General features: G+C 68.6%; 26 protein-coding genes and 1 tRNA gene. 14 read left to right on the forward strand and 13 right to left on the reverse strand.

What is annotated here, in order from left to right; all coding sequences use genetic code 11:
- Window positions 1–82 precede the first annotated feature (82 nt).
- The 3 genes from BZB76_RS34975 to BZB76_RS27200 form a co-directional block, all read right to left on the reverse strand.
- On the reverse strand, window positions 83–259 hold the full coding sequence (locus tag BZB76_RS34975; protein ID WP_170180767.1) for a hypothetical protein: 177 nt from the start codon (window positions 257–259) through the stop codon (window positions 83–85).
- A gap of 116 nt (window positions 260–375) precedes the next feature.
- The gene (locus BZB76_RS27195) at window positions 376–1,002 is read right to left on the reverse strand and encodes a hypothetical protein (protein WP_147449563.1); all 627 of its coding nucleotides are present in this window, start codon (window positions 1,000–1,002) and stop codon (window positions 376–378) included.
- A 148-nt stretch (window positions 1,003–1,150) separates the two neighbouring features.
- Window positions 1,151–1,471 (reverse strand): hypothetical protein, encoded by a 321-nt coding sequence (locus tag BZB76_RS27200; RefSeq protein WP_121437260.1) that lies wholly within the window; start codon window positions 1,469–1,471, stop codon window positions 1,151–1,153.
- 385 nt (window positions 1,472–1,856) lie between these two features.
- Between BZB76_RS27200 and BZB76_RS27205 the strand changes: the two genes are divergently transcribed.
- Complete coding sequence (locus BZB76_RS27205) at window positions 1,857–2,054, forward strand: hypothetical protein (protein WP_121437261.1); 198 nt, start codon at window positions 1,857–1,859, stop codon at window positions 2,052–2,054.
- A 103-nt stretch (window positions 2,055–2,157) separates the two neighbouring features.
- Here BZB76_RS27205 and BZB76_RS27210 read toward each other — a convergent pair whose 3' ends face one another.
- The gene (locus BZB76_RS27210) at window positions 2,158–2,841 is read right to left on the reverse strand and encodes a LysR family substrate-binding domain-containing protein (protein ID WP_246007232.1); all 684 of its coding nucleotides are present in this window, start codon (window positions 2,839–2,841) and stop codon (window positions 2,158–2,160) included.
- A gap of 55 nt (window positions 2,842–2,896) precedes the next feature.
- Between BZB76_RS27210 and BZB76_RS36475 the strand changes: the two genes are divergently transcribed.
- From BZB76_RS36475 to BZB76_RS27220, 3 genes are all read left to right on the forward strand, one after another.
- Window positions 2,897–3,022: a hypothetical protein gene (locus tag BZB76_RS36475; RefSeq protein ID WP_281273913.1), complete on the forward strand. Its 126-nt coding sequence runs from the start codon at window positions 2,897–2,899 to the stop codon at window positions 3,020–3,022.
- The gene (locus tag BZB76_RS27215; protein WP_246007233.1) at window positions 3,019–3,279 is read left to right on the forward strand and encodes a DUF5997 family protein; all 261 of its coding nucleotides are present in this window, start codon (window positions 3,019–3,021) and stop codon (window positions 3,277–3,279) included. Before BZB76_RS36475 ends, BZB76_RS27215 begins: the two co-directional genes overlap by 4 nt.
- Before the next feature lie 290 nt (window positions 3,280–3,569).
- Window positions 3,570–4,778, forward strand: coding sequence for a PIN-like domain-containing protein (locus BZB76_RS27220; protein ID WP_147449564.1), 1,209 nt, complete (start codon window positions 3,570–3,572; stop codon window positions 4,776–4,778).
- A 141-nt stretch (window positions 4,779–4,919) separates the two neighbouring features.
- Here BZB76_RS27220 and BZB76_RS27225 read toward each other — a convergent pair whose 3' ends face one another.
- From BZB76_RS27225 to BZB76_RS27235, 3 genes are read right to left on the reverse strand one after another with little or no spacing between them, the layout of a single operon-like run.
- Window positions 4,920–5,552, reverse strand: a complete 633-nt coding sequence (locus BZB76_RS27225; RefSeq protein ID WP_121437263.1) for an isochorismatase family protein — start codon at window positions 5,550–5,552, stop codon at window positions 4,920–4,922.
- Between the two features lie 49 nt (window positions 5,553–5,601).
- Window positions 5,602–6,249, reverse strand: coding sequence for an NAD(P)H-dependent oxidoreductase (locus BZB76_RS27230; RefSeq protein ID WP_211343212.1), 648 nt, complete (start codon window positions 6,247–6,249; stop codon window positions 5,602–5,604).
- Window positions 6,246–7,334 (reverse strand): LLM class flavin-dependent oxidoreductase, encoded by a 1,089-nt coding sequence (locus BZB76_RS27235; protein ID WP_211343213.1) that lies wholly within the window; start codon window positions 7,332–7,334, stop codon window positions 6,246–6,248. The genes BZB76_RS27230 and BZB76_RS27235 overlap by 4 nt, the downstream gene beginning before the upstream one ends.
- 147 nt (window positions 7,335–7,481) lie before the next feature.
- Between BZB76_RS27235 and BZB76_RS27240 the strand changes: the two genes are divergently transcribed.
- Both BZB76_RS27240 and BZB76_RS27245 read left to right on the forward strand, forming a co-directional pair.
- Window positions 7,482–7,934 (forward strand): MarR family winged helix-turn-helix transcriptional regulator, encoded by a 453-nt coding sequence (locus tag BZB76_RS27240; protein ID WP_170180768.1) that lies wholly within the window; start codon window positions 7,482–7,484, stop codon window positions 7,932–7,934.
- 147 nt (window positions 7,935–8,081) lie between these two features.
- Window positions 8,082–9,926 carry an FAD-dependent monooxygenase gene (locus BZB76_RS27245; protein ID WP_246007234.1) on the forward strand — a complete coding sequence of 615 codons (1,845 nt, stop codon included), beginning with the start codon at window positions 8,082–8,084 and terminating at the stop codon, window positions 9,924–9,926.
- 429 nt (window positions 9,927–10,355) lie between these two features.
- On the opposite strand, the gene BZB76_RS27250 is transcribed toward BZB76_RS27245, so the two are convergent.
- Both BZB76_RS27250 and BZB76_RS27255 read right to left on the reverse strand, forming a co-directional pair.
- Window positions 10,356–10,431, reverse strand: a tRNA-Lys gene (locus BZB76_RS27250).
- A 43-nt stretch (window positions 10,432–10,474) separates the two neighbouring features.
- A complete protein-coding gene (locus tag BZB76_RS27255) occupies window positions 10,475–11,749 on the reverse strand; it encodes a cytochrome P450 (RefSeq protein WP_121437485.1) in 1,275 nt (424 codons plus the stop codon).
- Window positions 11,750–11,767: 18 nt separating this feature from the next.
- Between BZB76_RS27255 and BZB76_RS27260 the strand changes: the two genes are divergently transcribed.
- Together BZB76_RS27260 and BZB76_RS27265 are read left to right on the forward strand one after the other, a co-directional pair.
- The gene (locus tag BZB76_RS27260; protein WP_211343214.1) at window positions 11,768–12,169 is read left to right on the forward strand and encodes a PaaI family thioesterase; all 402 of its coding nucleotides are present in this window, start codon (window positions 11,768–11,770) and stop codon (window positions 12,167–12,169) included.
- Between the two features lies 1 nt (window position 12,170).
- Window positions 12,171–12,848 carry a dienelactone hydrolase family protein gene (locus tag BZB76_RS27265; protein WP_121437266.1) on the forward strand — a complete coding sequence of 226 codons (678 nt, stop codon included), beginning with the start codon at window positions 12,171–12,173 and terminating at the stop codon, window positions 12,846–12,848.
- A 365-nt stretch (window positions 12,849–13,213) separates the two neighbouring features.
- Here the strand turns inward: BZB76_RS27265 and BZB76_RS27270 are convergent, their stop codons facing one another.
- Window positions 13,214–16,003 carry a helix-turn-helix transcriptional regulator gene (locus BZB76_RS27270; RefSeq protein WP_121437267.1) on the reverse strand — a complete coding sequence of 930 codons (2,790 nt, stop codon included), beginning with the start codon at window positions 16,001–16,003 and terminating at the stop codon, window positions 13,214–13,216.
- Window positions 16,004–16,104: 101 nt separating this feature from the next.
- Here BZB76_RS27270 and BZB76_RS27275 point away from each other — a divergent pair, with 101 nt between their 5' ends.
- Complete coding sequence (locus tag BZB76_RS27275; protein ID WP_121437268.1) at window positions 16,105–17,178, forward strand: alkene reductase; 1,074 nt, start codon at window positions 16,105–16,107, stop codon at window positions 17,176–17,178.
- A 928-nt stretch (window positions 17,179–18,106) separates the two neighbouring features.
- Here BZB76_RS27275 and BZB76_RS27280 read toward each other — a convergent pair.
- A complete protein-coding gene (locus tag BZB76_RS27280) occupies window positions 18,107–18,451 on the reverse strand; it encodes a C40 family peptidase (RefSeq protein WP_246007235.1) in 345 nt (114 codons plus the stop codon).
- A gap of 879 nt (window positions 18,452–19,330) precedes the next feature.
- Here BZB76_RS27280 and BZB76_RS27285 point away from each other — a divergent pair.
- The 3 genes from BZB76_RS27285 to BZB76_RS27295 all read left to right on the forward strand — a co-directional run bounded on the left by BZB76_RS27285 (window position 19,331) and on the right by BZB76_RS27295 (window position 21,016).
- Entirely contained in the window at window positions 19,331–19,942 is a 612-nt protein-coding gene (locus BZB76_RS27285) for a nucleotidyltransferase (protein WP_246007236.1), read from the forward strand.
- Between the two features lie 61 nt (window positions 19,943–20,003).
- The gene (locus BZB76_RS27290; protein ID WP_121437270.1) at window positions 20,004–20,258 is read left to right on the forward strand and encodes a BON domain-containing protein; all 255 of its coding nucleotides are present in this window, start codon (window positions 20,004–20,006) and stop codon (window positions 20,256–20,258) included.
- The gene (locus BZB76_RS27295; RefSeq protein ID WP_121437271.1) at window positions 20,255–21,016 is read left to right on the forward strand and encodes a metallophosphoesterase family protein; all 762 of its coding nucleotides are present in this window, start codon (window positions 20,255–20,257) and stop codon (window positions 21,014–21,016) included. The genes BZB76_RS27290 and BZB76_RS27295 overlap by 4 nt, the downstream gene beginning before the upstream one ends.
- Window positions 21,017–21,019: 3 nt before the next feature.
- Here the strand turns inward: BZB76_RS27295 and BZB76_RS27300 are convergent, their stop codons facing one another.
- Window positions 21,020–22,042 carry a DNA topoisomerase IB gene (locus tag BZB76_RS27300; RefSeq protein WP_246007237.1) on the reverse strand — a complete coding sequence of 341 codons (1,023 nt, stop codon included), beginning with the start codon at window positions 22,040–22,042 and terminating at the stop codon, window positions 21,020–21,022.
- A 29-nt stretch (window positions 22,043–22,071) separates the two neighbouring features.
- On the reverse strand, window positions 22,072–22,920 hold the full coding sequence (locus BZB76_RS27305; RefSeq protein ID WP_121437273.1) for an SDR family oxidoreductase: 849 nt from the start codon (window positions 22,918–22,920) through the stop codon (window positions 22,072–22,074).
- Between the two features lie 222 nt (window positions 22,921–23,142).
- On the opposite strand from BZB76_RS27305, the gene BZB76_RS27310 reads away from it, so the two are divergent.
- Window positions 23,143–23,916 (forward strand): SDR family NAD(P)-dependent oxidoreductase, encoded by a 774-nt coding sequence (locus BZB76_RS27310; protein ID WP_121437274.1) that lies wholly within the window; start codon window positions 23,143–23,145, stop codon window positions 23,914–23,916.
- 12 nt (window positions 23,917–23,928) lie between these two features.
- Window positions 23,929–24,738, forward strand: coding sequence for a crotonase/enoyl-CoA hydratase family protein (locus BZB76_RS27315; RefSeq protein WP_121437275.1), 810 nt, complete (start codon window positions 23,929–23,931; stop codon window positions 24,736–24,738).
- The last annotated feature ends 15 nt before the right edge of the window (window positions 24,739–24,753 follow it).

Consider the following 24,753-nt stretch of genomic DNA (forward strand, 5'->3'; position numbering starts at 1 on the left):
GGTCAGGTCACCATTCGAGGCCACCCCGCCGACGGCCGGAATCCAGATGACACTCCCGCGCCGTTACCGCACACGTGAAGGTTCACGCCTGCCTGCAACCCCACATCCACTTCGTGAAATGCGCGCCGTCCGCGAGTGCGGCGCTGGAGCCGCCGAGCAGGAGCATCACGGCGGCCGCGTGGCCGTGGCGAATATCATCAGAACCCGCCGTGCCGCACCTCATGATATGCAGCGTGAAAGAAAGGGTTTCATCTGCCACGGGCCGACCCAACCAGGTTCGGCGGCGACCGGTGCCGGTGCCTGCCCGGAACCAATCGCCGCCGTCGTCAACGCATCATCGGGTGGGTCAGCCTAGAACCCACCGAGAGGCCTTGGTCAGATCGGCTCGAAGTCGATCGGGACGTCGTCACCGTCCTGGTCCTTGGCGCCGCCGGAGTCCGGGTTGACAACCGTGAAATCCTTGGTCTTTCCGTCGAGTTCCAGCCTCAGCGTCTCGAACCCGATACGCAGGGTGGACACCCCGCGCAACGCGGCGGCTTTGACCCGGAACGTGATGTCGATATTGACATCGATCAGCTGCTCCCGGCGGAAGACCTCCTTCAGGACGCTCTGACTGGTGTCCTTCTTGAAGCTGAGACCCCAAACCTTGTAGCCGGCCGATGACGGAAGGTTGTAGACCTGCCACAAGCTCTTGAAGTCGTGGCTGCGAAGCTTGCCCTGAATACGTCCTTCGAGATCGAAGCCCTGGGACTGGATCGTGAGTTTCTGGAAGGTACTGAAACCGTGGAACGCGGTGACACTGTCCCCTGCCGCCAGCCTCCCGACCTGAGAGTTCGAAAGAATGACGTTGAACCGACCGTTGGTGACGTCGATCACCGGCGTGCTAGACGAGCCGGCGGCGCCGGCCGGGCCGGCGACCAGAGTTCCGCCCCCGAAGGCCACGACACTGGCGGTAATCGCCACCGCGATCCGGGCACAAGCTTTCCGCAAACGACTGCGCATGTCCCTTCCTTCATTTCCGGTGTGATGTGATCTGTTGCGGTATAAGCTATTCAGCCGCACTGGACATGCGCTGGACGACCACTGGACACCATCTGAACGACGCGTCCGAACCTGGGGACTGCTGCCCGGGTCGGTGTATTTTCCCAGCTCAACGGGTGCGCTCGGCGCAAATTTCGTCCTGAATGAAGCCGGCGGCCAACTCTTTGACGCACTTTCCATCGACGAAAACTGACCAGGAATCGCTCGCAGCAGATAGCGGACGCCGGAGGTCGCCGACCCTCGATTGAGTTACGCACGAGAATTGTTCGACGGCGCCATCAAAAAGCAATTGCTGATCACGGAGCGCCACCTGATCGACGAAGGCGCGCCACGACGGCAGGGGACCGGTGGCGCGCACGTCCCTCACCTGCGTAAGCGACGTGACGATCGGGCCGGCCTCGCAAGTGAACTTCACCGCCGAGGCCGACACGCCGTCGATGATGGACTGGCGCGGGCATCAGCCGAGTCCTTGGGCGCCGCCGACAGATGTTCGGCTGGTCAGCGGCGCTCGGCGCGCCGGCGGAGCGGTCGGTGCGGAAGGAGGGGCAGTGGTAGTCGGCTGGGGGATTGGCCTGCGGTGTGTGCGGAGAGCCGGTTCATCGCCGGGTGGCGCCTTTGACGGCTTCGGCGGCGTGGTTGGCCAGTGGAGTGCCGGTCGGGATTCTCCGGTGGTAGTCGGAGTGTCGTCGAGAGCATGGCGGTCGCACGCGAGACGTTGGTGACATGACACACCCGGCCCGATTTGCTTAACTATGCACGATCTTGTCGTTACTGTCGTACCCCCAGGGTCGGCGAAGCGGTCACCGGAGGTAGCGATGAGGTCCGGACGGTGGATGCTCGTCGCCTGGCTGATCGTAGGAGCGCTCGCCGCGGGACAGCGCCACTACTACACCCAATTCGACGGCAGCTGCGCCAGAATCGCCACGATCGGAATCACCTTGGCCTCCGGTCCGCTCAACTACATCGGCCTCAACCCCACCGCCGACTGCAAGGTCCCCCAGCCGAGCAAATGAGCCTCGATTCTTTGTGAGGTCGGTTGGTCGTGGGGCGACACCGGGCGGCTCTTCGTGTCGGCTTCCTGCGCCCCCGTACCGAGGCGCTGGCGGTGAGCGCGACTCACCTCCGGCGGCGCTTGTGGCGGCGGTGCTTGGAGGCGGGGCGCTGTTGCGCTGGCTTCTTACGGGTGGACTGTTGCGGGGCACTGCGGCCACGGGAGCTGTTGGGGGTGCGGCCGCGGACGATGCCGATCAGTTCCTCCATGAGGTCGGTCGTCACGGCCTCGAGCCAGGCCAGGCCGATCTGGGACTGGGGAGCGTCGGTCACGGTGCGGTAGGTGAGGTCTCTGCGGTGGTGGAGGCGGGCGAGAGACTGCGGGAGCAGCAGGACACCGGTTCCCGACGCCACCAACCCGATCGCGTCGGCGGTGCTCTCAGGACGGGTGAAGGCGGGTTGCCCGGGGCGGTCGTCCCAGGTCAGAACCTCGTCGAGTGGCTCGAACACGTCCTCGTCGGCGAGATCGGCGAGTTCCACCTCCTCCACTGCGGCCACCGCGTGATCCTTCGGTACCACGACCACGGTCGTCTCCAGGTACAAAGGGATCACATGGAGGGCCTCGCGGTCGACGGGCAGGCGTACGAACGCCGCGTCCACGCCACCGCTCCGCAACAGGGGGACGATCTCGGCCGCCGGCGTCTGCACCAGGCGAAGCGGCACCTCCCGGACCCGCTCGGCCCATACCCCGGCCCACTTCCCGGGCGTCACGCCCGGTACGTAGGCCAGCCGGAACTCACCATCGCTCACTCCGCCACCCTAGTCACGTCCAGACGATTCCCTCCCGCTGGCTACTCTTGAGGTCATGGGCACGTCCAAAGCAAAGACCCCGCAGACCATGAAGTCCGCGACCGCGGCCAAGAAGCTGGGGATCCTGCTGTCGGCAGCACCCGCCGAGTCCAGGAAGGCCCTGTCTCCCGGGACGAATTGAACGCGCTCCAAGCCGACCCGCCCTCATGGCTGGCGGACCTGCGCCGGCACGGCCCCCACCCCCGCCAGGTCGTCGCCGCCAGGCTCCGCGTCTCCATCTCAGGTCTGGCCCGTGCCGGCATCACGGGCCCCCTCACCACAGTCGAGATCGAGGATCTGAAGGCCGAAAGGCCCGACTGGCTGGAACGCGAGCAAGCGGTCCAAGCCGAAGTCCGCAAGGAGGAACTCCGCCTCAAGCAGCAGCGCGCCAAGACCTGACCCACGGAACGCCTTCCGGCCGCACGCACCGCTGGTCGCAATACTCGGTCAAAGCGCCCTACATGGACGTGCTTCTCAGCAAGCGCCGAGCCCGCGTACACCTCATACAGGCGGTCGCGCTTCTTCCGACTGACCGCGAGCGAGTCGACCCTGCCTCCCCGGCTAGTGGATGGGCGGCGGCACTTCCTTCGTGGGCCCGCTGAAGGTGCGCGCGGGCCTCTCCACCAGGAGGTGATCGACTCACCGAAAGCGGAGGCGCGCAGGTAGTACAGCGCTTTAATCTCGCTCGTGTGGCTCAAGACAATCCGCCGACAGCCGAGACGTCGTCACTCCGCGACCTGTTCCCCTGGCACTTCGGTCCGCCTGCCGGTGACCGACTCGCACGGTTCTTGACCGAGGGCCTTGTCGTGTTCGACACCAACGCGCTGTTCGACGCCTACCGGCTGAACTCGCTGGGAAGCACGGAGTTCGTCCGCACCCTCGGCCTTCTGGGTGACCGGTTATGGGTTCCGCACCGCGTTGCCGACGAGTTTCTCAAGGGTCGTCTCGGCATCATCGACGAGTGCGCCAAAGCCGTTGCGAAACTGGGCAGTGACCTCGGCAGCTCCTTCCGTAAGATCAAGGACGACCTCCAGCATTTCGGTGGCCGGCGCGGTCTGGGCAAAGATCAGGTCGGCGAGCTGGTGAAGGTTTTGCATGAGACCCAGGTGCATATCACCGACAAGGTCGCAGAGCTCTACCGGTTCGACCTCAAGGCGGCCGCCAGCCAGGCCCATGACCCGATCCTGGCGGAGATCGAGAAGCTGCTCCAAGGTCGGATCGGTCCGCCGCTCGCGGACATGCGGAAGGTCAGGGAAGAGGCCGCGTACCGGTACGAGCGGCAGATCCCCCCTGGCTACGCCGATGCGGACAAGCCGGTCGAGCAGGCCATCGGGGACTACGTGCTGTGGGTTCAGCTCTTGGAGGAGGTGGAGCGCCGCCCCCTTCCGGTGCTGTTCGTCACCAACGAGAGCAAGACGGCCGAGGACTGGGTCGTCCAGCAGCCGGGCGGCCGATCACCGCTCCCGCGGGCCGAACTGTCGGCCGAGGTATGGGAACGTGCGAGGCAACCCTTCCACATCGTCAATGTCCGTTCGTTCTTGGAGTTGGCGAACGAGTTCCTGGACGCGCAGGTCAGCAAGGAGACCATTACACAGGCTCAGGAGATCGTAGAAGCGCTCGACGTTTCGTCGGTAGAGCGAAATTTTCGCGATTTTCTCGCGACGAATTCTTCTAAGAATCCGGTGCTGGCCGAGAACAGCCGCAGCGGCGAGGCACTCGCCAACTACTTGGCTTCTCTGCCCGAAGACAGCCTGGAAGCGAGATATCTACGCGGCGAAATCCAGGAACCCAGCAAGGCTCTCTCGTGGTTCGTGCTGCTCAAAGGCACTCTCGACTACCTTACGCAGCAACGCACGAATGATCCGGATACGGCTGCCGACCCTGACGAGCCTGAATAGACCGTGCGTTGACAGGCAATGGCCGTTCGGTCTTCGGCGCTGAACGGATCTACCACTCCCATCTCGAGCACCGGCAGAGAGGCCGGCTGGGCCGGGCGGCCCTTACACGGGGCACGCCCGGCCCGGGGTGCGGCTCGGGGACTACTTGGTGGCGTACTTCGCGATGGCGTCGTTCGCCACGTGATGGTGCCGCCAGGACGGCAGGTGCTCGTAGATCAGCTCCCCGAACGCTGGTGCGAGCGGCTGGTCGACCCAACCGCGGAGAATCTCCGAGCCGACGGCAAGCCAGTTGACGGGGATCGCGCCGGCCTGAACAAGGCGCATGACCGCCGTGTCGTGTGTCTCCTTGGTGGTGGCCGCAGAGGCGTCTACGACGATGTAGACCTCGTAGCCACGGTCGAGCGCGGTCAAGGCGGTCAGGGCGAGACAGATGTCGGTCTGGATGCCCGCCATGATCAGCTTCTTGCGTCCGGCGGTCTCGATGGCCGCGGCGAACCGGTCGTTCTCGAAAGCGTCGAAGAGCGGCGGACGGTGGATGACGGGAGTGTCGCCGAGGACTCGGGCGAGCTCGGGGTAGAGAGGACCTGCGGGAAAGTCCTCGGGAGCGGCGGTGACGATCAGCGGTAGGTTGAACAGCTTCGCGGTTCTGGCCAGCGCGAGCGTGCCGTTGAGGTTCTCTTCGATCGTGTGCGATCCGATGAGGTTCGAGAAACCGACCTCGTGATCGATGAGGACGACCGCGCTGTTGTCGGTGGTAAGTGGCGTGTGCGGCATGGCTTTCTCCTTGCTTGTATTCCTTGTGGTCACCGTGATGCGGCCGGTGTCAGTCAGCCGGTCTCCCGCGAGTCGCCACGAGCGTGAGGATGTCGCTCACGTCCTCCACGGCCATTTCGATGCGGCCGTAGACGCGCGGAGTGAGGAGCGTGGTGCCGTCGAAGTCGCCGGAGGATGCGAAGACGGCGACCGGGAGGGTCATCGATTGGAAGAACCCGAACAACGGGCGAAGGGCGTGTTCCAGGACCAGCGCGTGGTGATCTCCGCCGCCGGTGGCGGCGAGGAAGACCGGCTTGTTCGCGAGTGCGTACTGGTCGACCAGGTCGAAGAAGTGCTTGAACAGGCCGGTATATGAGCCGCGGAACACCGGGGTGGCGGCTATGAGCAGGTCGGCTTCCTCGGCGCGGCGGAGCGCGTCCTCGATCTCGGGGGCGATGCCCTCCCTCGCGAAGGCTCCGGTGAAGGCGGGGCCGAGCCGGTAGACGTCGATCCGGGTGTGCTGGACCGCGACGTCGTGGACGGCGAGCACGCTGGTGAGTGTTCGCAGCACGACGCCGACCAGTCCGACGGTCTTGGACTTCTCGCTCGGGCTGCCGTTGACGACCACGACCCGCAGTGTCCGAGCCTCCTCCCGCGAGGGGGCACGGCCGGTGCGGCCGCCGATGAGAGCCCGTTGGTCGCTCACGGTGGCGGTCACGCCGCCCGCTCCTTCCGGGAGTCGACCTCGCGGCGTACGACGGGGGCGACCTCGGTGCCGAGCAGTTCGATCGCCTTGAGGACGTCCGCCTGCGGCATCCCGCCGAAGCCGATCTGGATCAGGGCGCGGTCCAGGCCGTAGAGCTCGTGGTAGGCCAGCAGCTTCTCGATGACCTCATGCGGGCTGCCGACGACGAGACCGGCGTTGGGGGAGGTCTGGGCCTCGAAGGCGGCCCGCGGTATCGCGAACCCGCGGCCACGCCGGTGGTTGTTGGCCATCATTCCCTGCGCGAAGTAGGGGTACATCGTGTCGCGGGCGCGCCGGCTCGTACGTCCGACGTAGCCGTGAAGGTTGATGCTGGTGCGCAGTGTGGCGGGGTCGTGCCCGGCCTGCCGCGCGGCCTCCCGGTACAGGTCGACGGTCTGCCGGTGATGTGTGATCGGCCCGAGCAACAGCGCCATGGCCATGGGGAGGCCGAGTCGGCCGGTGCTGATGGCGGACGCGGGGGTTCCTCCGACGCCGACCCAGATCGCCAGTTGCTCCTGCATCGCGCGGGGACCGATGTCGGCGGCGTCCAGTGCGGGGCGGAACCGCCCGTTCCAGGTGAGCGGGTTCTGCGCGCGGATCCGCAGCAACAGGTCGAGTTTCTCGCGGAACAGGTCGGCGTAGTCGGCCAGATCGTTGCCGAAGAGGGGGAAGGACTCGGTGTAGGAGCCGCGGCCGACGATGATCTCGGCCCGGCCTCCGGACAACTGGTCGAGTGTGGCGAACTGCTCCCAGACCCGCACCGGGTCGTCGGAGCTGAGCACGGTGACCGCGCTGGTCAGCCTGATGTTCGTGGTGGCCTGGGCGGCCGCGGCCAGGACGACGGAGGGGGCCGAGCCGACGAAGTCGGTGCGGTGGTGCTCGCCCATGGCGAACAGGTCGAGCCCGACCTCGTCGGCGAGCCGCGCCTGCTCGATGGTTTCCCGGGCGCGCTGGTGCGCGGAGGGAAGCGTGCCGGTGCCCGGCTCGGCGGTGATCTCGGCGAAGGTCATGAAGCCGATCTCGAAGGGAGATCGCTCGCCGGTGACGGTGGTGGACAACGTGCTCTCCTTACGGTCCCGTGCGGACGCCGTTCGACGTCCCGAACCCAATAAGATGTCTGCGCAGGCAAATATTCCAACCCACTTGCTGCCTGCGCAGACATGTGTTCCATATGCCGAGGACGGCCGTCGCGGTACACTTCGGAAGTGGCGACTCCACGTCTGAGCGACCTTGAGAACGATGCCTGGCAGGGCTTCCTGTACGCCCACGACCGCATCTGGCGTGAGATCGAGGCGGGGATCGCCCCGCTGGGCGTGAGCATGGCCGAGTACAGCGTCCTGTCCCTGCTCGGTCGAGCCGGTCGCTCCGGCATGCGGATGTCCGAGTTGGCCAGGGACCGACTGATGTCGACCGGTGGTTTCACCCGGCTCGCCGACCGGCTGGAGCGCCGTGGACTCATCGAGCGTCAGCGTGCGGCCGAGGACGGACGCGGCTACGTCGCCGTCCTGACACCCGACGGGCGCAACCTCCTGCGCAAGGCATGGAAGCAGCAGCATGCCGACCTGCGCCGACTCTTCCTCGACCGTCTCGACGACGACGACCTGCGCGCCCTCACGCGGATCTGGTCACGCCTCGGGCAGGAGAGCGACGAGGGGTGAGCCCGCGGTGACCGCACCGGCCTCGGGTGAACCACTCGCCGATCACCCCTGCCCGGCGAACACCGGAGCACGGGTGATGATGGCGACGGCCTCACCCCGTACCGCCCGCGCGGCGGGCACTCCCCCGTCCACGCCGACACCGCCGTGTTGATCGCCACGTCCGGCTCCACCGGCGCCCCCAAATTCGTCGAGCTGTCCGCCGCCGCGCTGCGGCACTCCGCCACCGGCACCTGGCACACCGCCGGGGCGAAGTCCTCCCCGCTGCGCCGGATATCCGCGCGCCACCTGCGGAAGCGCACCCTCGGCCGGCCGGCCGGTCTGGTCGCGAGCCACGAGGAATCAAAGGCAGGCAGAACATGGCCGGCGCCGCCATCGCTGACGCCCGGCTCCGGTGATGCTGACAGTGAGCCCGGGCGGGGCGCCGCGAGGGCTCACTCCCGGCTCGAGCCGGTCCTCATCGCCGGTGCCGGGCCCGTCGGCCTGGTGACGGCCCTCCTCCTGGCACGTTTCGGTGTGCCCACGGTCGTCCTCGAAGCCGCCGAGCGGCGCGACCCCACGGGATCCAAGGCGATCTGCTTCCAGCGCGACGTCCTGGACATCCTGGACCGGGTCGGCTGCGCCGAGCAGATGATCGCCCGGGGCGTGACCTGGACGACCGGCCGGACCTATTACCGCGACACCGAACTCTTCGCGGTCACCTTCCCCGATCCCGGCCACAGCACGGTGCCGCCGTGGATCAACATCTCCCAGACCGAGGTCGAGGCGTACCTACAGGACTTGGTCGACGCGCAACCGCTGGTGGACGTCCGGTACGGCCACCCGGTGACCGGCCTGCGGCAGGACGCTTCAGGCGTAGAGGTGGACATCGCCGGCAGGGCCGTCGTACGCGGCAGCCACCTCGTCGCGGCGGACGGCTTCCGAAGCACCATCCGGGAACTGCTGGGCATCGGCTTCCCCGGCCGCTCCTTCAGCGACAAGTTCCTCATCTGCGACATCCGCGCGGACCTGCCGTTCCCGAGCGAACGACGGTTCTACTTCGACCCCGTGTGGAATCCGGGTAGGCAGGTCCTCGTCCATCACTGCCCTGACGGAACGTGGCGGATCGACTGGCAGGTCCCCGCCCACTACGACCTGGACGCCGAACGGGAGAGCGGGGCGCTGGACGCCCGCATCCGAAGGATCACCGGCGACATCCCTTACGAGTTCGTGTGGACCTCGGCCTACCGCTTCCAAGAACGGCGCGCCGAGAGGTTCGCCGCCGGACGGGTCTTCCTGGCAGGGGACGCGGCACACCTCTACGCCCCCTTCGGCGCCCGCGGCCTGAACTCGGGCGTTCAGGACGCAGAGAACCTCGCCTGGAAACTCGCGTTCGTCCGGCACGGCTGGGCCCCGGAGGACATTCTCACCACTTACCACACCGAACGCTGGGCCGCGGCAGGGGAGAACCTCCGCGTGACCACCCAGACCATGGAATTCCTCGTCCCGCACACAGAGGAACAACGCAAGCGACGGGTCGAGGCACTGGAGCGCGCCCTCACCGACCCCGACGCACGAGCACTCATCGACTCCGGAAAGCTCGCCGAACCGTACTGGTACCCGGACTCGCCATTGACGACGCCTTCACTCCCGACCAGCGAATTCCCGCACGAGCCGGGAGCCGTCCGTCCACCGCTTTCCGGCGTCCTGTGCCCGGACGGCCCCTGCGCCGTCGACGGCCAACCCACCCGGCTGCGCCGCCTCTTCGGCACCGGCTTCGTCGTCCTGACCGGAAGCTCCGGCCACGACAGGGAAATCGCCGAGCTTTCAGCGCAGATCCCCGTGGCGGTGCACCCCCTACCGGAGATCGACACCGACGATGTGCTCCGCCCGGCGCTGCGAGCCGGCGCGAACACCGTCCACATCATCCGTCCAGACGGCCACCTCGCAGCCGTCCTCCCCGACTACCGCCCCGATGACTTCAAGCGAGCCCTGCACCGGGCCTGCGGTCACTAGACGACCGGGCGCTTCTCTCGGCCTACCGGTTCTCCGGCGCGGGGCGTGTGTTGAACGGCCAGACGAGGCGGGACGGCGGCGTCACGGGAGGTGGAAGGCCTCTGGCGGCAGTAGCGCGACCGCGCCGATCGAATCTGGTCCGAATACCAGGTTCACGACGCACTCGTCAGCATCCAAGCCTTCGAACGAGCGCAGCAACTCCGGCAATCACAAGCCCGTGGCAGTCACACCAAGAGTTTCCAACCCATGCCGGCAGGGGCAGGAGGGGAGTGGTCAACTCCCGCAGGGCTGGCCAGCGAAGCCCAGAAGAGCTAATCCGTCCCGAGCCCGGAGCGAGCCGCCGAGCAGGCCTCGAACAACCGCAGGGACGAAGTGGGCACGCCGGGCGCCTGACAACCGGGCATCTTTGCTGTTCGCCCTGGTCACAGCTGGTGGGTCGCGTGGGACTCGAACCCACAACCTACGGATTAAAAGTCCGGAGCTCTGCCAATTGAGCTAGCGACCCGTCAGGCAAGGGTACCGAGATCGGGGAGGGGTTTGCGACGGGGTTACGGGGCCAGGTGGACGGGGAGGTGCTTGAGGCCGTTCTGGAAGTTGGAGGCGAGGCGGACGGGCGGACCGGTGCGGGTGACGCGGTGGGGGAGGAGTTCGCGGAAGATGGCGCGCATCTGGGTGCGGGCCAGGTGGGCGCCCAGGCAGAAGTGGGGGCCGAAGCCGAAGCTGACGTGGTCGTTGGGGGTGCGGGTGATGTCGAAGCGGTCGGGTTCGGGGAAGGCGGCTTCGTCGCGGTTGGCCGAGGCGTGGTAGACGACGACCTTGTCGTTGGGCTGGATCTCCTGGCCGCCGAGGGTGGTCGGTCGCGTCGCGGTGCGGCGGAAGTTCATCACGGGCGGCCAGTAGCGGAGCATTTCCTCGACGGCGGAGGGGAGGAGGGACGGGGCGGCGCGGAGTCGGGCCAGTTCGGACGGGTGGTCGAGAAGGGTGAGGAGCCCGCCGGGGATGCCGTTGCGGAGGGTCTCGTTCCCGGCGACCGCGAGGAGGAAGAACATGTTCTCGAACTCTTCGGTGGTGAGGCCACCGTCGAGCATGCGGGACATGATGTCGTGACTCTGGCGCTTCTCGGCGGCGAGGGCGTGGGCGTAGGCGAACATGTCGGCGAGGGCGGGGTAGGAGCGCGGGTTGACCGGGCGGCCGTCCGGCCGGTTGGACGGTGTGGGACGGTGCCGCATGGCCGCGCGGGCGATGGGGCTCATGGAGGCGGTGTCGGCGGTGGAGAGGGCCGCGTACTCGGTGTCCTGGTAGCCGATGACGCGCGACGCCCAGTCGTAGAGAAGGCGGCGGTCGGACTCGGGGACGCCCATGATGTGCGCGAGCGTCCAGACGGGGAGGTCGGCGGCGAGTTCGACGAAGTCCGTCTCCGTGTCGACGGCCGAGGCGATGAGGGTCCGGGCGCGGTCGTTGATGGTCTCTTCCAGAGCGCGGACGGCGCGTGGGGTGAACGCGGCGGCGACGATGCGGCGGAGACGGACGTGGTCGGGCGGGTCCTGGTTGAGCATCATGGCGCGGACGAACGCGAGGTCCTCGGGCGTGTCGGGGTCGCGGATCTGGGTGGCGCCGAGGTTGGAGGAGAAGAGGTCGGGGGAGCGCAGGACCTGTTTGACGTCGGCGTGTCGGAACACCGCCCAGTAGCCGGAACCGGCGGGCCAGGAGCCGACGGCCGGTTCGGGAATCCAGGTGACGGGGGAGGTGGCGCGCAACCTCCTGAACGTGTCGTAGGGGACCTCGGACGCGTAGGTGGCGGGTAGGAAGATCTCCTCGTCCATGTCCTCAGCGTGCATCATGTGACGGTGAAGCCCGAAGAGATCCTGCGCGACAATTTCGCGCCGTGGGTGCTGGAACTGGGATTGGTCGTCGAGGACGTGGGGGACGACGGCGCGGTCGTACTGCGGTTGCCGTGGTCGGACCGGTTGGCGCGGGAGGGTGGCGCGCTGTCCGGGCAGGCGTTGATGGCGGCGGCGGACACGGCGGTGGTGATCGCCGTGTCGGTGGCCAAGGGCGGCTTCGTGCCCATGACGACCGTGCAGCTCAGCACGTCGTTCCAGCGGCCCGTGACGGGACGGGACGTGCTGGTGGGCGTCCATCTGTCGAAACTGGGACGAACGCTGGCGTTCGCGGAGATCGACATGACGGTCGACGGAACGACCGTCGCACACGCCAGTGCCGTCTATGCGATCTTGGAGTGATATGTCGCGCGTTGAGAAGGTCATCGTTCCGGACGGCGAGTTCAACCTGCACGTATGGGGCGACCGAGGACCCGGCATCCTGCTCGTCCAGGAGATCTTCGGGGTCGGTGAGTACATGGAGGCGGTCGCCGAGGATCTGGTGGCACTCGGATACGTCGTGGCCGCACCCGACATGTTCTGGCGAATCCAGCCGAACTGGACGATCCCGCACAGCGAGGAGGCGATCCCCAAGGGGGTTTCCATGGCCTCGCGATTCGACTGGGAGAGAGGCGTCGAGGACGCCGCAGCGGCGCTGGCCGTCCTGAAGACGCTGCCGGGCGTGGGCAAGGTCGGTGTTCTGGGTTTCTGTTTCGGTGGAACCCTCGCCTATCTGCTGGCCGCCAATGCCGAAGTAGATTCGCTCGTTTCGTTCTACGGATCCGGTGTGCCGGACGCCCTGAATTTGATCGATTCCATTCAGGCTCCCGCGCAGTTCCACTTCGGTGGGAACGACCCGTACATCCCTCGTGAGGACGTCGCCAAAGTGGAACGTGCCATACGGGACGGCATGGAGATCCACGTCCACGAGGACGGCGGCCACGCCTTCCACAACCGCAAGGCACCCATGTTCTACCAGCCGGCACCGGCCGAACGCGCATGGCGACTAACCGAACAATTCCTCACCCGAACCCTCTCCTAGATCTCAGGGCGGAGCGCCATGGGGTGCACGTCTGAGAGGTGGTGCGTGCCTTCCACAACCGCAAGGCACCCATGCTTTACCAGCTGGCACCGGCCGAACGCGCATGGCGACTAACCGAACAATTCCTCACCCGAACCCTCTGCTAGATTTCAGGGCGGAGCGCCATGGGGGTGCACGTCTGAGAGGTGGTGCGTGCCTTCCATAGGCGCAGGGTGCCGACGTTCTACCGTCCGGGAACCGGTGGAGTTTGTGGCGGCTCGCAGGCGATGGTTCGCAAGGACGCTGCTTTGAGTTTCGGGGTGTGGTGGTTTGGGGTGCTTTGTTGGCGGCGGGGCGTTCATGTTCTGGGGGCAGTGGTTGGTGTTTTAGTGGATGATTTCTTTTCTGGGCTCCGTCGTTGGGTGCAAGGTTAGGCGGGAGAGTTCCTTGCGGGATGAGATGCCTAGCTTTGGATAGGCCTTGTAGAGGTGGTATTCGACCGTGCGTGGGCTGAGGAAGAGTTGCGCGGCTATGTCGCGGCTGCTTGTTCCCGTGGCTGCCAAGCGGACGACCTGGAGTTCCTGCGGCGTGAGGCGGTCCAGAAGGTCGGGGGCGGTCGGTGTCGAGCCTCCGGATTCGCCGGTGGCGCGCAGTTCGGCGCGTGCGCGGTCCAGCCAGGGGGTGGCGCGGAGGCGTTCGAAGATTTCGATGGCCGTGCGGAGCGGGACACGCGCGGCGGCGCGGCGGCGGGCGCGCCGTAGCCATTCGCCGTAGAGGAGCAGGGTGCGGGCCCGCTCGAACGGTCGTGTCGCCTGCTCGTGTAGCCGAAGCGCTTGTTGGTACGGCTTCTCGCTGTCGGTCAGCAGGCCCTCGCAGCGTAGGGACACCGCGAGGGCCCACGGCTGCTCCCCCGCCTCGGCCCAGACCTGGAATCGTTCGAAAGCGGCCTTCGCGCGGGCGGGGTGGCCCGCGCGTACGGCCGCCTCGACCTGGTCGGCGGCGGACGGTGGGGCGTGGCCCGCGAGTTCCTCGTAGCGGCGCAGCGCGTCGTCGCAGCGGCCGAGTCCGAGGTCGAGGAGGGCCAGTGCGCTGTCGCCGAGGCCGGCGTGCGGCGGGGGGATCTCGGCGACCAGTTCGCGGAGCCGGGTCTCGTCGCCCTCGATCGCCGCGATCCGTGCCAGGACGGCGCCGAGGCGTCCTTCGCGGTGGGGGCGGCCGGTGTCGCGGGCGAGCGCGATCGCCTCGGCGACGGTGGCCTCCGCGTCCGCGTGCAGGCCGACCGCGATCTGCGCCTGGGCCAGCGTCTGCAGGATGTTCGGCAGCGCCCCGATCAGGCCGTGCCGGCGGCAGTGCGCGACCTCGGCGCCCGCCAGTTCCAGCGCGGCCTCGTCCGCCCCGACGATCAGCGCGAACTGCGCGCTGCGTACGCGTTCGGCGCTGTCCGCGGCGGGCTCCTCATTGGTGCCGGTCGGATGCGCGGTTCCGTTGGCGCCGCGCACCCGAAGCGCGCTCGACACCGCGGCGGCGGACGTTCGCGAGTAGTCGCCCGTCGCGGGTGAGGCCTGCGTGCTGCGCGGGTGTGCGGCTCCGTTACGTCCGCGTGCTTCCTCGACGAGGTCGGTGAGCAGCGGGACGCCTTGTGCGTGGTCGCCGCGGGCCAGCAGGGCGAGGGCCTGGACCGTGCGGTCGCCGGGGAGTAGTTCGGCGGCGCGCAGCACGGCCGTCGGCTCGCCGGACGCCCACCCGCACAGGGCACCGGCCCGCAGCATGGCGGCGTGTTCGCCGGGTGCCGCGTCGGCGGCGTGGTCGACCAGCATGCGGGCCGCCGCGCGGGGGTCGCCTCGTTCGTACTCCACCGTGGCGTGGACGCGGGCGAGCCGGGCACGCTCGGCGGGGTCGCGGGTGAGTCCGTCGGCCTGGACGGCGAGGTCCGCCGCCTCGTCGAGCCGTCCCGCCTGGAGCGTCAGGGACGCGGCGGCGCCGAGGCGCGCGGCGCGGGCGTGGGCGGACGGCGTCAGGTCGGCCGCCTGCCGGTAGAGCGTCGCCGCCGTCGCGTAGCCCATGCGGTCGACGGCGCGCCGCGCCGCGCTCTGGACATCGGCGGCGACGTCCTCGTCCGGTGCCATGGCCGCCGACGCGCGGTGCCGCGCACGGCAGTCCTCGTCGTCGGCGGACTCGGCGAGCGCCCGATGGACGGCGACGCGCTGTGCCGCGACCGCGCCGTGGTACGAAGCGGTCCCGATCAGGGGGTGGCGGAACTCGATGCTGCGCCCGTTGACCGACACCAGCCCGGCGCGTTCGGCCGCCTCCAGGTCGGCGAGGCCCACGCCGAGAAGCCCCCCGGCCCTCAGCTGGGACGGCATGTGCCCGCGCCCCTCGGCCGCCGCGATGAGCAGCATCTGCCGGGTGCCGGACGGTAGCCGGCCGATCTGGTCACGGAACGAGGCGAGCACGCGGTCGGCGACGGGCAGCGGGTTGGGACCGTCCGATGGCCGGGCCCCGGACGCGCCCAGCTCCTGGAGCGCGAGGGGGTTTCCGGACGCCTCCCGGAGAACCCGGGCGCGGACCGTGGGCGACAGGCCGCGTGCCGCGAGGAGCCGTTCGGCGTCGCGGCGTTCGAGCCGTTCGAGGCGCAGCTCGGGCAGGCCCGTCCCGGTGAAGGCGTCGTCGCGGGTCGCGAACAACATCACCACGCCCTCGGCCGCGAGCCGCCGCGCCGCGAACAGCAGCGTCTCGGCGGTCGGGGTGTCGAGCCACTGGGCGTCGTCCACGACGCAGAGGAGGGGGCCGCCTTCGTCGGCGAGGTCGGCGAGCAGGGTGAGGACCGCGAGCCCGGTGGTGAACCTGTCCCGGCCGGGTGCGGCGTCCGGGCCGCCGAGCGCGGAGCGCAGGGCGGCGGCCTGGGGGGCGGGAAGCGTGTCCAGGCGCTCACGGACGGGCCACAGCAACTGGGTGAGACCGGCGAACGCGATACCGGACTCCGCGTCGACCCCGGTGACCCGCAGGACATGCGGGACGCCGTCCGTGGGGAGGAGCCGGGCCGCCTCGGCGAGGAGCGCCGACTTGCCGATGCCGGCCTCCCCGCGGAGCACGAGCGCTCCGCTACGGCGATGATCGCGTGCCTCGGTAAGAAGCCCGGCGATACGTGCCTGTTCGTTGTTCCGCCCGTAGAGCACGCATCCAAACTACGGGGCCGAACTACCGAATCCATACGGATTCGCCCCGTGCATGGCGGCTCATACGTTCCTGAGCGAAGAGAAATCGCTAGGAGGAAGCCATGCAGGAACTGTTCGGACCCTTGTCCGTGGGAAAGCTGGAACTGCCGAATCGGCTGGTGATGGCGCCCATGACTCGCAGTCGCGCGGGCGAGGACGGCACGGTGACCGAGTTGACCGCCGAGTACTACCGGCAGCGAGCGAGCGCCGGGTTGATCATCACTGAGGGCACCCAGCCGAGCGTTCGGGGCCAGGGGTACATCTCGACGCCGGGATTGCACTCGGACGAGCAGGTGAAGGCGTGGCGCGGGGTGACCGACGCCGTGCACGCCGCGGGCGGACGCATCTTCGTCCAGCTGATGCACGCCGGACGGGTCGGCCACCCCGTGCTGTACCCGGACGGGGGGCTGCCGGTCGCGCCGTCTCCCATCGCGTCCGGTGAGCGGCTGTACACCCCGGACGGGTTGCTCGACCACCCCGTCCCCCGCGAGATGACCCTGGACGACATCGCGCAGGCCGTCGAAGAGTTCGTCGCGTCCGCGCGCAACGCCGTCGAGGCGGGGTTCGACGGCGTGGAACTGCACGGCGCCAACGGCTACCTGATCCAGCAGTTCCTCGCCGACGGCAGCAACATCCGCACCGACGCGTACGGCGGGACGGTCGCGAACCGCGTCCGGTTCGCCGTCGAGGTCGCCCGCGCCGTGTCCGAAGCGATCGGGGCCGACCGCGTCGGCTTCCGTGTGTCTCCCGGTAACACCGCGAACGGCATCAGTGAGAGCGACACACCCGAGCTGTACTCGGCGCTGGTGGCATCCCTCGCCCCGCTCGGACTCGCCTATCTGCACGTGATGGAGGTCGCCGGCCGGGACATCACGCGGCGTATCCGCGCCGAGTGGCCCGGCACGCTGATCCTGAACCCGCACCCGACCCCCGACTCGTACCCGGCGAAGCCGGAACACGGCGTCGAGGCCCTGCGCGATGGAGTCGCGGACGCCATCTCCCTCGCCGAGATGTGGCTGGCCAACCCGGACCTGCCCGCCCGCATCCGGGCCGGCGGTCCCTACAACGAGGCCCACCCCGCGACCTTCTACGGCGGCGACCACCGCGGCTACACGGACTACCCAACACTCGACTGACGACCACGGCCGTCGCCGAGCTACGACCTGACCGGACGCTGAACACCCGGCGCCGAGCGAGAAAACCAACGCGGGACCTCGGCCGATCGCACCCCGAATCAGAGACCAGACCAGAGACACGGTCACAGTCCGGTCCACTGATGGGCACGAATGGTGCGGGGACGGGTGTGCCCGGACGGTAAAGGTCCCGTGCCGGGCGGAGGCAGCGGCGCGGGGTCGCGGTTGGATACATCTCGGACCAGAGACCGGGCCAAGGGCCTGGTCAGAGGCCGGGCCACAGTCGGGCGCAGCCCTGGTCGGGGACCTGGTGAGAGAGCGGCCGGTGACCGGGCCGCTGGTGGGCGTGGACGGTGTCGCGTTGAGGTGTGGCCGGACCGTGAAGGTCCCGCGCTCTGCAGGAAAGCGGCGCGGGGGCTCCGCCGAAGGCGTCCCGAATCAGAGGTTAGGCCAGAGGCTCGGTCAGAGTCCGGGGCACAGTCTTGGTTCGGGGCGGGCTGGGGTTCGGGCCGTTGGTGGGTGTGGACGTGTCGGGTTGCGGTGTGTCCGGGGGTGGAGGTTCCGCGCCGAGTGGGGAGAGCGGCGCGGGGTCGCGGTTGGATGCATCTCGGACCAGAGACCGGGTCAAGGGCCTGGTCTGAGGCCGGGCCACCGTCGGGCGCAGCCCTGGTCGGGGACCTGGTGAGAGAGCGGGCCGGTGACCGGGCCGTTGGTGGGTGTGGACGTGTCGGGTTGCGGTGTGTCCGGGGGGTGGAGGGCCCGCGCCGAGCGGGGTGAACGGCGCGGGGCCTCCGGCGAGTGCACCCCGGATGAGACAGCAGACTCACGGTCGGGTCGGTGGCTTGGGCTGGGGCCCGGTCGGAGATCTGGTCTCGGGTGGGATCCGGGGTGCGGTTTGGAGCGGAGTCCCGGTGTGAGACCGGGGGCCTGGTCAGAGGCCGGGGCGGACGCCGCCCTTGAAGTTGCGTTTGTAGTAGGAGGTCAGTTTGACCTTCTTCACTCGTTTGCCGCGGCCGGGGGCGTGGATCATGTAGCCGTTTCCGGCGTAGATGCCCATGTGGGTGCGGCCGCTGTAGAAGAAGAGGAGGTCGCCCTTGACGGCTCCCTTCCAGGAGACCTTCTTCTTGACCGAGCGGTAGATCTGCTGGGTCGTGCGTGGGAGCTTCACGCCGGCCTTGCGCCAGGCGCCACCGGCCAGGCCGGAGCAGTCCCATGTGTTGGGGCCGGTTCCGCCGTAGCGGTACGGGTCGCCGATCTGTTTGGCGGCGTAGTTCACGGCGTAGGCCGCGCGTTTCTTCTGCTTGGCCGCTCGTGCCGTGGAGGACTTGGTTGCCGCGGTGGGGGCGAGTTGTGCGGTCGCCTCCGCCGGGACGGCGGTGATGAGGGACGCGCCGAGCGCCGTCGTCGTGGTCAGGACCAGACCGCGGGTGATGATCCCGGGCTTCAGGCGGTATCGGGGGGTATGCAGAATGACTCCAGATCTCGCGGGTGATGCCTACCGGGCAGCCGTCACCCACGGGACGTTCGTCAGGGGGTTCGGCCGCCGCGACCGGTCGGTGTCCAGGCGCGCTTGGGTAGGGCGCGGCTGGATCGGGGTCGCTTCCGGTTCCGTGCCTCTCGTCTGCACGGATTCGGCTTCCGACGGCGGCGTCTCGGGCGGCGTGGTCCGGGGGGACGACCGGTGTGGTCCGCGCGGGCCGTCTGAGGACGGCCCTGCACGCCGCGGCCGCGCGTCGGTATGCGTGTTCTGTTATCCGGGCGGCCAGTTGGACCGCTTGAACCGAGCAGGAACGTATGCACTCTCCGGCGAGCATGGCAAATCCCCCTGGCCGATTTCGTGTCGGCGGGCATCGCGAAGTCGGCGACCTTACCGCCTTGGCCTGCGCTGATTCCCGTCATATTTTCGTTTGTGTGAGCCGGGTCACAATTTTGGAATCGGGGCTCAAAGGTTATGGTCGCCCGGTCGTTGCTCGGGGAGTAGTGGAACGGTGTTCTGTGGATAACTTCGACGACTCGCTGTGAAAATTGTGGGGTCTATCACAGGTCGGCAAAGTCGTCCGATATGGCGTGTTTGTTCGGTCTCGGTGGACGCCGGCGGGCATGACATGCGCGTCCGGGGGTACCGCCATGGCGAGCGTCGTCGAGCGAGGAACGCGTGGGGGTCGTGCAGACCGAACCCAAGGTCAGGCCGCGGGGGTCCGGCGCCGCGGGCTCGGACGCGGAGGGCCTGCTGTCCAGCCTGAAACGCGCCGCCGCCGCGCTTCGCGACGCCGGTGTCGAGTACGCGCTCGCGGGCGGGTTCGCCGCGTACGCGCACGGAGCGGCCGTGTCGACGCACGATGTCGACTTCGTGGTGCGGGAGCGGGACGTTCCGGCGGCGTTGGACGCGCTCGCGGACGCGGGCATGAGGCATCTGCGGAGCCCGGAGAACTGGCTGGAAAAGGCGTGCGACGGTGAGCGGGTCATCGACCTGATCCATACGCCGTCCGGCCGTCCGGTGGACGGCGGGCTCCTCGACGGGGCCGAGGAGATGATGGTCGGGGCGGTGCTCATGCCCGTGCTGCCCGCCACCGAACTGGTGATCATGCGGCTGCTGGCGTTCACCGAGACCGCCTGTGACTTCAGCGGGTTCCTGCACGTGAGCCGGGCGCTTCGGGAACAGGTGGACTGGCCGCACGTCGCCGCGGAGACCGCTGGGTCCCCGTACGCGTACGCCTATCTGACGCTTCTCGCCCGGCTCGGCGTCATCAGCCCGGACGTCCTGTGACCGCCGGGTGTGGGTGCCGGTGGGCGGGAAGGTACTCCGGTATGTACGGAGGGGGCCGATCATGACGGACATGGCCGATCTGCCCGGATATGTATCCGCGCACATCCAGGAGAGGCTCGCCGCCCAGGCGTACGAGCTGGGCATCCGCGTGGACGTTCGCGGCGACGTGGTGCATCTGCGTGGCGAGGTGGTGAGCGAGGAGCGTCGCCGGCTGGTCGAGGAGATCGCGCGGGGCGCCGCGGCGGGACGTGAGATTCGCAACGAGGTGCATGTCGTCGCGGTCGGCGCGCCGGACGACGAGGAGCGGCTGTCATGATCCGGGTGGCCGCGGCGGGGGACCTGCATGTCGGGCCGGAGGTGGCCGGGACGTACCGGACGCGGCTGTCCACGCTCGCCGAGCACGCGGACGTGTTCCTGGTCGCCGGCGACCTGACCCGCCACGGGACGGTCGAGGAGGGCCGGGTCGCGGCCGGTGAGCTGCGCGATCTCGGGGTGCCCGTCGTCGCCGTCCTCGGCAACCACGACTACCATTCCGGCGCCGAGAACGAGATCACGGACGTCCTGCGCGAGTGCGGTGTGATCGTCCTCGAAGGCGGCGGCACGGTTCTCGACTGTGGTGGGACGAAACTGGGCGTCGCCGGTGGCAAGGGGTTCGGCGGCGGGTTCGAGGGCCGATGCGCCAGCGATTTCGGTGAGCCGGAGATGAAGGCGTTCGTCTCCCACACCAAGGACTTCGCGGGACGGCTGGGCGCCGCCCTCCTCGACCTGGACGCAGACTTGATCGTCAGCCTGACCCACTACTCGCCGTCCGCGGACACCCTCGAAGGGGAGCCCCTGGAGATCTATCCGTTCCTGGGCAGCTACCTGTTGGGGGAGGCGATCGATTCGGCCAGGGCGGATCTCGCCGTCCACGGTCATGCCCACAAGGGAACGGAGAAGGGCCTCACGTCCGGGGGTGTTCGGGTACGGAACGTGGCGCTGCCAGTAATCCAGCACGCGTACGCCCTGTACTGTCTGGACCTTCCCGCGAGGGTTGACAGCACCCATGCCGGGGAGCGTGTCTCTGCCTGGTGAGCGTCAGTTGGTAGAACGGAGCAGCTCTAGAACGGCCTGTTCCACCGGGCCCTGCGTGGCCAGTTCGCCTTCCGCGGTCTCCATGCCCAACGTTTCGAGGGCAGGGGCGATCGTTTGGTCGTTCTCGTAGAGGTCGATGACGCGCGGGTCGATGTAGGAGGCCCGTGCCACGGCCGGGGTGTTGCCCAGATAGGCGGCGACCTCCTTGACGACCCTGACGATGGCTCGTCTACGGGCGGTGTCGCTGTCGCCGGCGCGCACCGACACCGCGAGGCCGACGGCGGCGAGGACCGTGGCGTGCCAGGTGCGGAAGTCCTTGGCGGTGAAGTCGCCGCCGGTGACCTCCCGGACGAAGTCGTTGATGTCGGTGGTCGTGACGTCGTGCCAGCCGTCCGGCGTCCGGTAGGCGAGCAGTTCGGGGGAGTCGTCGCGGCGGCGTTTGAGACCGCTCACGACCTTGCAGACGTCCTCCTCCGCGACGGACTGGTAGCGCTCCTTCGACCCTTTCGCCGGATACTCGAACGCCACTTCGCGGCGCCTGCAGGTGACGTGTTCGCGCAGGACGGTCGCGAGCCCGAACGTTCCGTTCCCGGCCGCGTACTCCTCACCGCCGATCCTGAAGAAGCCGAGGTCGATGAGGCGGACGGCGGCGGCGAGGACCCGCTCCCGGCCGTAGCCGCGTCCGGAGAGATGCTCGGTGAGCGTGTCGCGGACCCTGGGCAGCCGCTCGGCCAGTTCCAGGACGTGTTCGTGTTTCTCCTGGTCGCGCTGTTCCCGCCATGCCTCGTGGTACAGGTACTGGCGCCGTCCGGCCGCGTCGGTGCCTGTCGCCTGGATGTGGCCGTCCGGGTCCGGGCAGATCCACACGTCCTGCCAGGCGGGCGGTATGACCAGAGACTTGATTCGTGTCTTCTCGGTGGGGTCGGCCAGAGGACGGCCGTCCATGCCTAGATACACGAAACCCTTGCCGGACTTGCGGCGTCCGTAGCCCGGCTCCCCAGGGTCGCTGCGCTGCAATTCCGTCAAGGCGACTCCATCGGAACGGCCATGTCCCGTCATCCGGGGTGGATCTCACCGCCCGCAGGTACAAGGGTCTGGCCGGTGTAGTACGACGACTGCCGGTTGGACGCGAAGAACACGTAGGACGGTGCGATCTCGTCGGGGTCGGCCGCGCGTCCCATCGGCGCCTGCTGTCCAAAGCCCTCGACGCGTTCCTCGTCGAACGTCGCGGGGATGAGCGGAGTCCAGACCGGGCCGGGCGCGACGCAGTTGACGCGGATCTCACGGTCCATGAGGTTCTGGGCGAGGGACGTGGTCAGCGCCATCGCCGCCGCCTTGCTGGCCGAGTAGTCGATGAGCGTCTTGTTGCCGCGCAGCCCGTTGATGGACCCGGTGATGATGATGGACGACCCGCGCCCCATGTGGTCCAGTGCCTGCTGGACGGTCCAGAACAGGGCGAACACGTTGACCGCGAACGTCCGCTGGAGTTGGGCGTTGTCGATCTCGCGGACGTCCTTCACCGGCGTCTGCGTCCCGTGATGCAGAACGAGCACGTCAAGCCCGCCGAGGTCGCTGACGGCGCGTTCGACGACGTCCCGACAGTGCCGTTCCTCCGCCAGGTCGCCCCCGAACGTGAAGCAGCGGCGCCCGGCGGCCTCGACCAGGTCGGCGGTGTGCCGGGCGTCGTCGTCCTCCTCCAGATACGTGATCGCCACGTCCGCGCCCTCCTTGGCGAACGCGACCGCGGTGGCGCGTCCGATGCCGGAGTCGCCGCCGGTGATGAAGGCGCGGCGCCCGTCGAGCAGGCCGCTGCCCGTGTAGTCGCGCATCTCATCGCGGGGCTCGGGGGCCATGTCGCCCGTCCGTCCCGGGTAGGGCTGGCTCTGTGCCGGACGTTCACTCATCCCGTACGCCTCACTGCGGTGTTCCTTTCCGCGGCACGACTGCCGCGGTCGCCTCATGGAGAGCGGGGTGCCCGACGCGGCGGCGAGCAAACGCGCGCTTTGCGGAGACCCAAGAGTGACTCCGTCGTCCGTGACCCGCCGGGGTGGGCGTGCCGGGCGCGGCGGCGGCATCTCGATAGCATCACTCCGAACTGGATTCGGTCTCTATGTAAGGTGCTGCCCATGGACCTGAACGGAGTTTCCGCCGTCGTATCCGGTGGCGCGAGCGGCCTCGGCGAGGCCACCGTCCGCGCGCTGGCGGCCGAGGGTGTCAAGGTGGTCGTCGCCGACCTGAACGAGGACAGGGGGACGTCCATCGCCGATGAGGTCGGCGGTGTCTTCGTCAAGACGGACGTGTCCGACGAGGAGCAGGTGCAGGCAGCCGTGCAGGCCGCCGTAGACACCGGACGGCCGCTGCGCGTCATCGTCAACAGCGCGGGCATCGGCTGGGCGTCCCGGACGGTGAACCGCGACGGAACCCCGCACGACCTCGGGAAGTTCGAGACCGTCATCCGGGTCAACCTGATCGGCACGTTCAACCTGATGCGGATCGGCGCCGCCGCCATCGCCAAGACCGAGCCGGTGGACGAGGACGGCGCCCGCGGCGTGGTGATCAACACCGCGTCCATCGCCGGGATCGAGGGACAGACCGGGCAGGTCGCCTACTCGGCGTCCAAGGGCGGCATCATCGGCATGACGCTGCCCGCGGCCCGCGACCTCGCCGCGATCGGCGTGCGGGTGAACACCATCTGCCCCGGCATCATCGACACGCCCATCTACGGGCAGGGCGAGGAGGCGGAGGCGTTCAAGGCCAGGCTCGCCGCGCCCGTTCCGTTCCCGAAACGGATGGGCCGGGCGTCGGAGTTCGCGCACCTCGTCAAGTCCCTGGTCGAGAACGACTACATGAACGGCGAGACGATCCGTTTCGACGGCGGTATCCGGTTCCAGCCGAAGTGAGGTCCTGAAGAGATGACCGACGCCGTGTCCACCGAGGGTGGACGACCCCCCACGTCCCCCGACGCAGCCGTGCTGACCCACGAGGACGGCGGTGTCCTCGTCGTCACGATCAACCGTCCGAAGGTGCGCAACGCGATCAACGGCGAGGCCGCACGCGGGATCGCCGCCGCCATGGACGAGCTGGACTCCCGCAAGGACCTGTCCGTCGGCATCCTGACGGGCACGGGCGGCACCTTCTCCTCCGGGATGGATCTCAAGGCGTTCCTCACCGGGGACGTCGCCTCCGTCGAGGGACGCGGGTTCGCGGGCGTCACCGAGCGGCCACCGGCCAAGCCGCTCATCGCGGCCGTCGAGGGGTACGCCCTGGCGGGCGGCTGTGAGCTGGCGCTGGCCTGCGACATGATCGTGGCGGCGCGGGACGCCCGGTTCGGGCTGCCCGAGCCGAAGCGCGGGCTGATCGCCGCGGGCGGCGGCCTGCTGCGGCTGCCCCGGCGCATCCCGTTCCATATCGCCATGGAGATCGCCCTGACCGGCGACGCGTACCCGGCGGAGCGGATGGCCGAGCTGGGGTTCGTCAACCGGCTCACCGAACCGGGCGGCGCGCTCGCCGCGGCGCGGGAACTGGCCGCCACGATCGCCGGGAACGCGCCGCTGTCGCTCACGGCGACCAAACGGATGATCGTCGAGTCCGCCGACTGGACGTCCGACGACATGTGGCGCAGGCAGCAGGAGATCGCGCTGCCCGTCATCACGTCCAGGGACGCCCGGGAGGGGCCGACGGCCTTCGCCGAGAAACGCAGGCCGAACTGGCAGGGCGAGTAGCTCCAAGATGTGTGG

The organism is Actinomadura pelletieri DSM 43383 (assembly GCF_003634705.1).
GTDB classification, from domain to species: domain Bacteria; phylum Actinomycetota; class Actinomycetes; order Streptosporangiales; family Streptosporangiaceae; genus Spirillospora; species Spirillospora pelletieri.